This is a genomic window from Ornithinimicrobium pekingense DSM 21552 (genome assembly GCF_000421185.1).
Classification (GTDB): domain Bacteria; phylum Actinomycetota; class Actinomycetes; order Actinomycetales; family Dermatophilaceae; genus Ornithinicoccus; species Ornithinicoccus pekingensis.
This window is the reverse complement of sequence record NZ_ATWJ01000010.1, coordinates 123,510-135,588: the sequence shown is the minus strand read 5'-3', so window position 1 is coordinate 135,588 and position 12,079 is coordinate 123,510. Positions and strand designations below refer to the sequence as shown.

9 protein-coding genes are annotated in these 12,079 nt (G+C 73.1%); 6 read left to right on the top strand and 3 right to left on the bottom strand.

Annotation, left to right across the window (positions count from 1 at the left end; all coding sequences use genetic code 11):
- Positions 1 to 7 precede the first annotated feature (7 nt).
- Both K330_RS0110265 and K330_RS20565 read left to right on the top strand, forming a co-directional pair.
- On the top strand, positions 8 to 1,021 hold the full coding sequence (locus K330_RS0110265; RefSeq protein WP_022921745.1) for a tRNA (adenine-N1)-methyltransferase: 1,014 nt from the start codon (positions 8 to 10) through the stop codon (positions 1,019 to 1,021).
- 224 nt (positions 1,022 to 1,245) lie between these two features.
- Complete coding sequence (locus K330_RS20565) at positions 1,246 to 4,035, top strand: M36 family metallopeptidase (RefSeq protein ID WP_084617406.1); 2,790 nt, start codon at positions 1,246 to 1,248, stop codon at positions 4,033 to 4,035.
- A 56-nt stretch (positions 4,036 to 4,091) separates the two neighbouring features.
- Here K330_RS20565 and K330_RS0110255 read toward each other — a convergent pair whose 3' ends face one another.
- A complete protein-coding gene (locus K330_RS0110255) occupies positions 4,092 to 4,625 on the bottom strand; it encodes a hypothetical protein (protein ID WP_156875771.1) in 534 nt (177 codons plus the stop codon).
- Between K330_RS0110255 and arc the strand changes: the two genes are divergently transcribed.
- A complete protein-coding gene (gene arc, locus K330_RS20560; RefSeq protein WP_084617404.1) occupies positions 4,613 to 6,337 on the top strand; it encodes a proteasome ATPase in 1,725 nt (574 codons plus the stop codon). The genes K330_RS0110255 and arc overlap by 13 nt on opposite strands.
- A gap of 39 nt (positions 6,338 to 6,376) precedes the next feature.
- On the opposite strand, the gene K330_RS20555 is transcribed toward arc, so the two are convergent.
- The gene (locus K330_RS20555; protein WP_156875770.1) at positions 6,377 to 7,348 is read right to left on the bottom strand and encodes a DUF559 domain-containing protein; all 972 of its coding nucleotides are present in this window, start codon (positions 7,346 to 7,348) and stop codon (positions 6,377 to 6,379) included.
- A gap of 197 nt (positions 7,349 to 7,545) precedes the next feature.
- The gene (locus tag K330_RS0110240) at positions 7,546 to 7,923 is read right to left on the bottom strand and encodes a DUF3054 domain-containing protein (protein ID WP_022921740.1); all 378 of its coding nucleotides are present in this window, start codon (positions 7,921 to 7,923) and stop codon (positions 7,546 to 7,548) included.
- Between the two features lie 33 nt (positions 7,924 to 7,956).
- Between K330_RS0110240 and K330_RS0110235 the strand changes: the two genes are divergently transcribed.
- The 3 genes from K330_RS0110235 to dop are packed head-to-tail and all read left to right on the top strand — an operon-like array spanning position 7,957 to position 12,075.
- On the top strand, positions 7,957 to 9,987 hold the full coding sequence (locus K330_RS0110235; protein WP_051145571.1) for an MFS transporter: 2,031 nt from the start codon (positions 7,957 to 7,959) through the stop codon (positions 9,985 to 9,987).
- Positions 9,984 to 10,529 carry a TetR/AcrR family transcriptional regulator gene (locus K330_RS0110230; RefSeq protein ID WP_022921738.1) on the top strand — a complete coding sequence of 182 codons (546 nt, stop codon included), beginning with the start codon at positions 9,984 to 9,986 and terminating at the stop codon, positions 10,527 to 10,529. The genes K330_RS0110235 and K330_RS0110230 overlap by 4 nt, the downstream gene beginning before the upstream one ends.
- Positions 10,530 to 10,533: 4 nt before the next feature.
- Positions 10,534 to 12,075, top strand: a complete 1,542-nt coding sequence (gene dop / locus K330_RS0110225) for a depupylase/deamidase Dop (RefSeq protein ID WP_022921737.1) — start codon at positions 10,534 to 10,536, stop codon at positions 12,073 to 12,075.
- The last annotated feature ends 4 nt before the right edge of the window (positions 12,076 to 12,079 follow it).

Sequence of the window (12,079 nt, the reverse complement as noted above, 5' to 3'; positions counted from 1 at the left end):
TGACCCGGTGACGACCCCCGCGACCGGCGCCGACCTGCGCCGCGGCCCCTTCCGCCCCGGTGACCGGGTGCAGCTGACCGATCCCAAGGGTCGGCTGCACACCATCACCCTCGAGCCCGGCAAGAACTTCCACACCCACCGTGGGCACATCAGCCACGACGACGTCATCGGCGCGCCCGACGGCAGCGTCGTGCGCCACACCTCCGGCGTCGACTACCTGGCCCTGCGCCCGCTGCTCTCCGACTACGTGCTGTCGATGCCCCGCGGCGCCCAGGTGGTCTACCCCAAGGACGCCGGCCAGATCGTCACCTTCGCCGACATCTTCCCCGGCGCCACGGTCGTCGAGGCGGGCGTGGGCTCGGGCGCGCTGTCGCTGTCGCTGCTGCGGGCCGTCGGCGACACCGGAGCCCTCTACAGCTTCGAGCGGCGCGAGGACTTCGCCGAGATCGCACGGGCCAACGCGCGGGCGTTCTTCGGGCAGGACCACCCGGCCTGGACCGTCACGGTCGGCGACCTCGTCGAGGCCCTGCCGCAGACGCTGGAACCGGGGACCGTCGACCGGGTCGTGCTCGACATGCTCGCCCCGTGGGAGTGCCTCGACGTCGTCGGCGACGCACTCGTCCCCGGTGGCGTCCTCATCTGCTACGTGGCCACCACCACCCAGCTGTCCCGGGTCGCCGAGGCGGCCCGCCGCGCCGGTGGCTGGACCGAGCCGCAGGCGTGGGAGTCGCTCGTCCGGGGCTGGCACCTCGAGGGTCTGGCGGTGCGGCCCGAGCACCGGATGCACGGCCACACCGGCTTCCTGCTCACCCTGCGCCGGCTCGCCCCGGGCGTCGACGCCCACCTGCGCAAGAAGCGTCCCGCCCCCGGTGCCTACGGCGAGGACTACACCCCCGTCGTCGAGGAGGAGTGGGGGCCGGAGGAGCTGGGCGAGCGCCCGGTGTCCGACAAGCGTCTGCGCCGCACCGTGCGCGACGCGCGCGCCACCGCCACCGCGCGCGACGACATACCCGAGGCCTGACCCCGCCTGGGCCGGACCGGTCTTGACCGGCCAGAGGGCCAATCTTGACCGAACGCTGACCGAGGCTTGACCCCCTGCAGAGGCCCTGGTGCGTAGGTTCGAGGAGTCCACGCGACGGCGTCCTCCCACCGGGCCCACCTCCCTCAAGGTCGAGAGGAGGCGGGCTCCGTCATGCCCCCTGGCACGGGTGGCCGCCGCCGTCCCCCTTGCCCCAAGGAGCCTCCATGCGACGTACCCCGTTGCTGGCCGCCGGCCTCGGCGTCCCCCTGTCGCTCGCCCTCATGGTCCCGGGAGGTGCCCTGGCCGTCCCGGAGGCCGAGCAGGCGCCACCCGGCACCGGTAGCGCGTTCTTCCTCACCGAGCCCACGTCGGCGCCCGCGGAGGAGGTCGCCAAGGACTTCCTGCGCCTGAAGGCCTCGGAGTACGGCGTCGCCGCCGCCGACGTCGCCGACCTGCAGGTCATGTCCCAGCACACCTCCGAGCACAACGGCGTGACCTACGTCAACCTCGTCCAGCACCACCAGGGCCGTGAGGTGCTCGGCGGCGTCGCCACCGTCAGCGTGACCGCCGCGGGCGAGGTGCTGCACGTCGCGCAGTCGCTCGTCGCCGACCTTCGCGAGGCCGGCGGTGCCACCTCCCTCGACGCGGCCGGCGCGATGAGCGCGGCCACCGACGAGCTCGACATCGAGGCCCCGCGCCCCAAGGTCGAGAAGCGCGAGGGCGGCCCCGAGCAGGCGACCGTGCTGTCGTCGGCCGCCGCCGAGGACGACGTCCCGGCGCGCCTGGTCTGGCAGCCGACCCCGGACGGCCTCCGGCTCGCGTGGGAGCTCGTCATCGACGAGGACGCCTCGGCCTCGCTCTGGCAGGTCACGGTCGACGCGCAGACCGGCGAGACGCTGCAGGTCGAGGACTGGACCGACCACCACACCACCAGCGACCTCACCCACCTGGCCAGGGCGCCGCACCAGTTCTCCGCCCCGGCCTCCCGCGCCGCGGTCGCCGGCGTCGCGCTCGGGTCGCCGGACCCGGTCGCCGACGGCTCGAGCTACCGGGTCCTGGCGTTCCCCCGGGAGAGCCCCAACGACGGTGACCGGGTGCTGGTCACCGAGCCGGCCGATGCCCACTCCTCCCCGTTCGGCTGGCACGACACCGACGGCGTGCCGGGTGCGGAGCACACCACGACCCAGGGCAACAACGTCCACGCCTACACCGACCAGGACGCCGACAACCAGCCCGACCCGGGCAGCAGCCCGGACGGCGGGGCCGGCCTGGACCTCGACTTCGCGATGGACCTGACCGAGCACGCCCAGACCTACCGCGACGCCGCGGTGACCAACCTCTTCTACGCCAACAACGTCATCCACGACGTCCTGGCCCGCTACGGCTTCGACGAGGCGTCGGGCAACTTCCAGGTCACCAACTACACCGGGGACGGTGCCGGGGGCGACGACGTGCGGGCCGAGGCGGCCGACGGGCGTGGTGCCAACAACGCCAACTTCTCCACTCCCGCCGCGGACGGCGGTCGCCCACGGATGCAGATGTACCTGTGGCCCGGCAACCAGTTCGGCCCGCAGAACGGGCTGACCCTGGGCACCGGGACGGACGCCACGACCTACGGCGCGAACTACGCCCGGTTCACCCCGGCGCCGACCAACGCCGGCTACCCCGGCACGGCCGTGGTCGTGGACGACACCTGCGTGCCGTTCGCCGCGCCCGGCGCGGTCGTGGTGACCTTCCGGACCGACACCTGCGCGCCGTACGACCAGGTGCGCAACGCCGAGGACGGCGGGGCGGTGGCGGTCGTCATCGCGCACGACGAGGCGCAGGCCCCGGCCCCGACGCTGTCGGGCAGCATGGACCCGGCCGTCGCCATCCCGGCCATCTCGGTGACGCAGGAGGACGGCGAGGCCATCCGCGCCCAGGTCGCGGCGGGCACCACCGCGGCGTCGGTGCACAAGATGTCGAGCCACCCGGGGATCCGGGACGGCGACCTGGAGAACGGGATCATCATCCACGAGTACGGCCACGGCGTCTCCAACCGCCTGACCGGCGGTCCGGGCATCAACTGCCTGTCGGGCCACGAGCAGATGGGTGAGGGCTGGAGCGACTACCTGGCGATCACGATGCTTCTCGACCCTGTGCTCGACGACCCGGAGCAGCCGCGCGGCATGGGCCCCTACGCCCTCTTCCAGGACGACCGGCACGGCGCCGGCATCCGCCCGGCGCCCTACACCCGCGACATGGCGGTCCAGCCCTTCACCTACGACCGCATCAAGTCCGGCGGCTGGGTCGACGGCGGCTCGTTGGCGGCGCCGCACGGGGTCGGTCACGCGTGGGCGGCGACCCTGTGGGACCTCAACTGGGACCTGATCGACAAGCACGGGTTCACCGCGGACATCTATGCCGCGTGGGACACCGCGGGCAACACCCGGGCGATGCAGTACGTCATGGACGGCCTGAAGCTGCAGGGCTGCTACCCGGGCTTCCTCGCCGGGCGTGACGGCATCCTCGCGGCCGACGCCGCGCTCGGCGGCGGCGACAGCTGCACGATCTGGTCGGCGTTCGCCCGGCGCGGCCTGGGCTACAGCGCGGTCCAGGGCACCACCAACCGCGACGACAACACCGAGGCGTTCGACGTGCCCCCGCACTGCGACGCACCCGGTGCGGGCCTGGTCGGGGCGAAGTACTCCGGCGACTCGCTGAACGTGGTCGACGCCGGGTCGGCGGCACCGGTCCAATTCAACCTCGGCGGCGACCTGGGCCTTGACGTGCTGCGGGACGCCCACAGCCCGTCCAGCCAGCAGATCAGCTGCGACACCCTGGAGCCGGTGCAGTACGCACCGACCTTCCCCACGAGCGCCACGGGCAACCGTGGGCTGACCTACAGCAAGGGCCAGGACCGCTACCAGTACAACTGGAAGACCGACGAGTCCTGGGCCGGCACCTGTCGTCAGCTCATCATCACCCTCGAGGACGGCACCCAGCACCGGGCCGACTTCCGGTTCGAGGGCTGATCCCCCGCACGTCCCGCAGGGCCCCCGTCACCGCGCGTGGCGGGGGCCCTCGCACGTCAGCGTCCCTGCACCTCCACCAGCAGCAGGAGCACGGGGCCGTCGGCCCCCGCGCCGCGCACCTCGACCCTCGCGCGACCGGCGGCCTGCGCGAGCAGCTCGAACTCGGCATACCCCGGGTCGGCGAAGTGCTGGACCGGCACCACCTCGAGCACCTCGGCGTCGCTGACCTGCGGGGTGCCGCCCTGCAGGGGGGGCGTCAGCCGCAGGACCACCTCCTCGCCGGGGGCGAGGCGCACGACGGCGCCCGAGTCGCCGTTGGTCAGCAGGGCGCCTGCCGTCAGCACCTGCTGGGTGCCCCCCGCGGTGGCCTCGCTCGTGCCCTCCGGTGCGTCCTCGGTGCCGGTCGTGGGTCCGTTCCCGGTGTCGGTGTCGTCGTCCATGGGTCCGTCCGTCGGGGTGGCTGGGGGTGACCGGGTGGTCGTCGGAGCGGACGTCGTGCCCGTGCCGGCGTCGCAGCCGGACACCGCGAGCGCCAGGCCCGCCAGGGCGCAGGTGACGACCGGCGGTCGGCGCAGCGGTGGACGTCTCATACGCTGGGAATCTAGCCCGACCACGGTCAGGAGGCCCGGTGACATCACCGACCCACAGCAGCAGCCCCGGCGAGCGCCCCTTCCGGGAGCGCCACCTCGAGGAGCAGGTGCGCACGCTCACCTCGCGCGTCGGCGAGCTCAAGGCGCACAACGACCAGCTCGCCGACACGCTCCGCACCGCGCGCAGCCAGATCATGGGCCTGCGCGAGGACCTCGACGCCATGGCGAGCCCGCCGCTGACCTTCGGCCAGGTGCTCCGGCTGGTCGGCGACGGCACCGTGGACCTCTCGGTCGCCGGCCGACGGGTGCGCACGCACGTCTCCTCGGAGGTGGACACCGCCGACCTGCGGCCCGGCCGCGAGGTCCTCCTCAACGAGGCGCAGGCGGTCGTCGCGCTCGGGGGCTACGAGCGCGCCGGCGAGGTCGTCATCGCCAAGGAGCTGCTCGGCGAGGACCGGGTGGTGGTCATCGTGCGCGGCGAGGACGAGCGGGTATGCCGTCTGGCCGGCTCCCTGCGCGAGGAGAAGGTGCGTCTCGGCGACGGCCTGCTCATGGACTCCCGGACCGGCTTCGTCACCGAGCGGATCCCGCGGCCCGAGGTGGCCGAGCTGGTGCTGGAGGAGGTGCCGGACATCTCCTACGACGACATCGGCGGGCTGACCGGGCAGATCGAGCAGATCCGCGACGCCGTCGAGCTGCCGTTCCTGCACGCCGACCTCTACGCCGCCCACCAGCTGCGGGCGCCCAAGGGCGTGCTGCTCTACGGCCCGCCCGGGTGCGGCAAGACGCTGATCGCCAAGGCCGTCGCGGCCTCGCTGGCCCGGCAGACCGCCGAGCGGCTGGGCCAGGAGTACGAGTCGAGCTACTTCCTCAACATCAAGGGCCCTGAGCTGCTCAACAAGTACGTCGGGGAGACCGAGCGGCACATCCGCTCGATCTTCCAGCGGGCCCGGGAGAAGTCGGCGGACGGGCGGCCGGTGGTGGTCTTCTTCGACGAGATGGAGTCGCTCTTCCGCACGCGCGGGTCAGGCGTCTCCTCCGACGTCGAGACCACGATCGTGCCGCAGCTGCTGGCGGAGATCGACGGCGTGGAACGCCTGGACAACGTCATCGTCATCGGTGCGTCCAACCGCGAGGACATGATCGACCCGGCCATCCTGCGGCCCGGCCGCCTGGACGTGAAGATCAAGATCGAGCGCCCGGACGCGGACGCGGCCCGGGACATCTTCACCAAGTACCTCACGCCCGACGTGCCGCTCCACACCGAGGAGGTCGCCGACCACGGCGGCGACCGGCAGGCCACGGTCGCGGCGCTCATCGAGGCCGTCGTCGGGCGGATGTACGCGGCGCGCCCGGAGAACGCCTTCCTCGAGGTGACCTACCAGGGCGGTGACCACGAGGTGCTCTACTTCAAGGACTTCGCCTCCGGCGCGATGATCCACAACATCGTCGACCGGGCCAAGAAGCTGGCCATCAAGGACCTGCTGACCCGGGGCGAGGAGGGCCTGCGGCTGACCCACCTCGAGCGGGCCTACCTCGACGAGTTCAAGGAGAACGAGGACCTGCCCAACACCACCAACCCCGACGACTGGGCGCGCATCTCCGGCAAGAAGGGGGAGCGGATCGTCTACATCCGCACCCTCGTCGGCGACGCCTCCGGCACGCACCCGGGCCGGTCGGTGGAGCAGGGGACGCCCGGTCACTACCTGTAGGCGGACCGTCGGCGCGACGGCATACCGTGCACGCGCCACTCACGTGAGGGCGCCGTGCGTGACCTCGGCCTGTATGGCGTGCGCGGGCCACTCACCGGAGCGCGTCGTGACCGGGGAAGTGACGCCGCCAGCGCGCGTCGAGCGTCGGCGGATGCATCCGGCCCGCTGCATCGCCGCGACGATCCGGTCCAGGGTCCGTCCGGGTGTTCGGTAGATGTCCTTGGCGAGAAGGGTGATGATGCGCCAGCCCGCACCGTCGAACTCCTCCCGTCGGGCGACGTCCGACTCCCACTGCGCCTGCGACTCTGCGTGCTGGCGGCCGTCGTACTCCAGGGCCAGACGGTGTCTGCGGTAGGCCATGTCGAGCCTGCGACGGAGGTCGCCGTGCCTGCTGAGGAAGCAGACGTCCACCTCCGGCTCCGGAAGCCCGGCGAGCACGACGAGGAGCCGCGAGCGTGTCTCCATCGGTGAGTCCACGTCCTGGCGGACCAGCCGGGCTGCTCGCACCGCCCGACGCCTCAGCTGGGCCGGGGCGGCGCCGGAGGCGTGAACGAGCAGCTCGGGGGTCGTGCGGTTCTTCCGCACGAGCGAGTCGCCGAGGACGACAAGGTCCACCAGAGGCAGGTGTGCTGCGAGGTCAACGAAGGTGTCCTCGGCGGAGGTGACCGGTAGTCCCCGGAAGGCCGACGGGGTCCGCCACGACCGGTGCACCTGGAGCTCCGGGCGGCGCGAGCGGTGGGCGTGCCCGCGGACGCTGGCGTGCAGCACGTCCGTCTCCGGCACGACCCCGTCGTGCAGCCGAGCGGCCTGGAAGTGCGAGAGGAAGGCCCTCGGCCCCGCCGCCAGCAGCGTCGCCCTCCCGATCGTCGCAGCGTCGAGCGGCACGACCGCGGCGACGTAGATCCCGGGCAGGACTCGCCGGAACTCGTCCGAGGCGAGGCGCCGGCGCGAGATCCCGGCCTGCACCCCTTCGTGGTGGAGAAAGGGCCGGTCCGGTCGGAAGGGCGTCATCCGGTCCAGGGTGCCGGTTCTAGCGACCCCGCCCTCCAGCTTGTCCACAGGCGATGGCCCCACGCCCGGGCCACTCAGGTGAGTGGGCCATGCACGCCGTCCGGCCGCAGGCCATGCACGGGCCACTCAGGTGAGTGGGTCATGCACGGTCACAGCGGGTATGGCGTGCACGCGCCACTCACGTGAGTGGGTCGTGGTCAGGCGGTGGCGCGGTCCCGGTCGGGAGAGCGTCGCGCCACGACCGCCGCGACCGCCCGCCAGCCGACGAGGCCGCCGACCAGGATGCCCGTGGCGACGATCACGAAGGGCAGCGCCGTGCCCTCGCCGGTCGCCCAGCGCAGGAGCATGCCCACGACCAGCGCCGACAGCGACACCACGAACCCGTCCAACCACCAGCGCCGGACGGGGGCGGGCAGGAGGGCCGCGCCGGCCCAGCCCAGCGCCATACCCACGAGGAACGGCCAGGCGGTGGCCAGCACGCCGAGCACGTCGCCGGACAGGTCGTGGCTCGCCCGTCCGGCCGCGGCGAAGACGAGGACGACGAAGAGGTCGAGGAAGACGGCCGGCTTGGTCACGACGACATGCTCGCACGACGTATCATCGTGAACATGCGTTCACCCCAGTCGGCGGCGGCCCGTCAGACCCCCTCCACCGGCCTCGTGATCGCCGTCCTCGCCCTGTGCGGCACGCTCGTCTCGCTCCAGCAGACGCTGGTCCTGCCGCTGCTGCCGGACTTCCCCGAGATCCTCGGCACGACCAGCGACAACGCCTCCTGGCTCGTCACGGTCACGCTGCTCACCGCCGCCGTCGGCACGCCCATCGTCTCGCGGCTGGCCGACATGTTCGGCAAGCGGCTCATGCTCGTCATCTGCATGTGGTCGGTGATCATCGGCTCGGTCGTGGCCGCGCTGAGCACGAGCCTTTCCGTGGTCATCCTCGGCCGCGGACTCACCGGCCTCGGCGCCTGCCTCGTCCCCGTGGGGATCAGCATCATGCGCGACCACCTGCCCGCCGACCGGGTGGGCTCGGGCGTGGCACTGATGTCGGCGACGCTCGGCATCGGGGGAGCGGTGGGTATGCCGCTCGCCGGCGTGATCTACGACCGCTGGGACTGGCACACCCTCTTCTACGTCTCCGGCGGCTTCGCGGTCGTCATGCTCGTCGCGGTCCTGCTCGTGGTGCCGGAGTCGACGGTGCGGACGCGAGGCCGCTTCGACTACGTCGGCGCCGCGCTCCTCTCGGTCGCGCTGACCTGCTTCCTGCTGGCGGTCAGCAAGGCCGGCTCGTGGGGCTTCCTGTCCCCGCTGACGCTGTCGCTGCTCGCCGCCGCCGGGCTGGTGCTCGCCGCCTGGGTGCCGTGGGAGCTGCGCACCGGCCAGCCCCTGGTGGACATCCGGACCTCCATGCGGCGCACGGTGCTGCTGACCAACTCCGCCTCCGTGCTCGTCGGCTTCGCGATGTTCGCCAACTTCCTCACCTCGGTCCAGCAGGTGCAGATGCCGGTCGAGACGGGCTACGGCTTCGGGCTGTCCGTCGTGGCCACCGGCCTGTGGATGCTGCCCAGCGGGATCCTCATGGTGGCCATGTCGCCGGTTTCGGCCGCTCTCATCCGCCGCTACGGCCCCCGGGTGGTGCTCATCTCCGGCTCGCTGGTCATGGCGGTGGGCTTCATCGCCCGCTCGCTGCTGCACGGCTCGGTGGCCGAGGTCATGGTCACCTCCGGCGTCGCCTCGCTGGGCACGGCCCTGGCCTTCGCCGCGATGCCGACCCTGATCATGCGGGCGGTGCCGATCACCGAGACCGCGTCGGCCAACGGCCTGAACACCCTGCTCCGCTCGATCGGCACCTCCTCGGCCTCCGCGGTCGTGGCGGCCGTCTTCGCAGCCTCGACCCTCACGACGGCGGGCGGGGTGACCGCGCCGACGCTGGGCGCCTACCAGGCCGTCTTCTGGGCGGGTGCGGCCGCGGCGCTGGGGGGTGGGTTCATCGCCGCGTTCATCCGCCGTCCCCAGCGGGTGCGCGAGGTCGTCGCCGACCGGGCCGGTGCGCCCGCGCCCACGGGCGAGCGCACGCACGTCAAGGTGGACGGCGAGCTGCCCGAGCTGCTCGTGCGGTGCCGGGTGCTCTCGCCCGAGCGGCGCCCGCTGCGCCAGGCGGTGGCCACCGTCCTGCACCCCGACGGCCGCCACGTGGACTGGGGCCGCACCGACAACGAGGGACGCTTCGCCCTCGCGCTGCCCGACGCGGGGGACTACCTCCTGGTGGTCTCCGCCGACGGCTGGGCACCGCAGTCCAGCCTCGTCCATCTGGAGTCGGGCGAGGCGACGCCGGTGACCATGACCCGTCGGCTGCTGCTCTCCGGGCACGTGACGGACGCGGGCCATCCGCTGGGCGGGGCGATGATCTCGCTCATCCGGCACTCCGGGGAGTACGTCGGGACCACCACCGCCGGCCCCGACGGCGCCTACGAGATCGGCCTGCCACCGCCGGGCCGCTACGTCCTCACGGCCGTCGACCACGCCACCGGAAGGACCCGGTCGCGGGCGCTCACCGTCCACTCCACCTCGGCCACCCTGGACGTGGACCTCGAGACCGGGGTGCCGCGCGAGCCCGCCGTGCTGGGCAGGGAGCGGGGATGAGCACCACCCGGGGCACGGACACGCGCGAGGCGGTGCTGCAGGTCGCCCGGAGGCTCTTCGGCGAGCGCGGGTACGCCGCCGTGACCATCCGCGAGGTCGCCGCCCAGGCCGGGGTCAGCCCGGCGCTGGTCATGAAGATCGCCGGGTCCAAGGAGCAGCTCTACGCCCTGGCCACGCCCGCCGAACCCTCCCCGCTGCTGCCCGACACCCCCCTCGAGGGGATGGGTGAGCTGCTCGTCCGCCGGATGCTGCAGCGTCGCGACGAGGACGCGGCCGAGCCCTGGCTGCGGGCGATGTACCTGCTCCACGACGCACCCGACCGCGCCGCCGCGCTGGCCGACTTCCGCGACCGCTTCCTGGGCCGCTTCCCGCTGGAGGGCGACAACGTCCGGCACGCCGAGGAGCTGGCCTGCCTGATGATCGGCCTGGCCGCCGGCGTGCGGACCATCCGCCTGCTGGACCGGGGCCCGGACGAGGAGGAGGCGGTCGTGCGCGAGTACGGCGCCCTGGTCCAGTCCGTCCTCGCCCGGCTCGTAGGGTGAGGCCATGAGCGTCCGCCGCGTGATGGGCATCGAGACCGAGCTGGGCATCACCAGCACGCAGGTGGACGCGCGCGGCGAGCTGCTGACGCCGATGCTGCTCTCCGGTCAGGTCGTGCGGGCCTACGCCGCCGGCGCGGGGCCGCGGGCGGCGATGCCCACGGGCTCGGGGTGGGACTATGCCGACGAGACGCCGCTGCGCGACGCGCGGGGCTACGAGATGGCCCGTGCCCTGGCCGACGTCTCGCAGCTGACGGACGTCGAGGACCCGACGGTCGCCAACTCGGTGCTGTCCAACGGTGCCCGGTTCTACGTCGACCACGCCCACCCGGAGTACTCCTCGCCGGAGGTGACCTCGCCGCGGGAGGCGGTGCGCTACGACCGCGCCGGCGAGCTGGTCGGCCTCGCCGCGCTGCGGACCCTCGCCCAGGAGGGGCGCGAGGTGCGCCTCTACAAGAACAACGTGGACGGCAAGGGCGCCTCCTACGGGACCCACGAGAACTACCTCGTGCCGCGCAGCATCCCCTTCGAGCGGCTGGCCCGCCAGCTCATCCCCTTCCTCGTCGCGCGTCCCGTGATCGCCGGTGCGGGACGCGTGGGGCTCGGCCAGGTCAGCGAGCGACCCGGCTTCCAGCTCAGCCAGCGCGCCGACTACCTGGAGGCCGAGGTCGGCCTGGAGACCACCCTGCGGCGCCCGATCGTCAACACCCGTGACGAGCCGCACGCCACCCCGCACGTGCACCGGCGGCTGCACGTCATCGTCGGGGACGCGACGATGGCCGACGTCACCACGCTGCTGGCCGTCGGCTCGCTCAGCGCGGTGCTCCGGCTGGTCGAGACCCACCCCGACGGCGTGCCCGACGTGGCCCTGGCCGACCCGGTGCAGGCGGTCCGCCAGGTCTCGCACGACCCGACGCTGCGCGCGACGGTCGAGACGGTCGACGGCCGACGGCTCACCGGGGTGGACGTGCTCGAGACCTACCTCGAGGCGGTCGAGCGCGCGGTCGCGTCGGGGCACGACGCGTGGCGGCCCGACGACGACACGACCGAGGTGCTGACCCGCTGGCGGCAGGTCCTCGACGCGCTGCGCCGCGACCCCGCAGAGTGCGCGGGGCAGGTGGAGTGGGTGGCCAAGCTGTCCCTCCTGGAGCGCTACCGGGAGCGCAGCGGAGCGGGCTGGGGCGACCCGCGGCTGGCCGCCATGGACATCCAGTGGCACGACCTGGACCCGCAGCGGGGTCTGGCGCAGAAGCTGCGCGCCGCGGGACGGCTCGAGCGGTTGATGCCCGAGGGGGCGGTGGCCGCGGCGGTCACCGAGCCGCCGGAGGACACGCGGGCCTGGTTCCGCGGCGAGTGCGTGCGGCGCTACGGCGACGACGTGCGCGCCGCCTCCTGGGACTCGGTCGTCATGCTCGACGAGCGCGGCCGGCTGCGCCGCGTGCAGGTGCCCGAGCCCACGGCCGCGACCCGCGAGCGGATCTCCGGGCTGCTCGAACGGCATACCCGCACGGCCACCCTCCTCACCGAGCTGGCGAGCGAGGACGTCTGAGAGG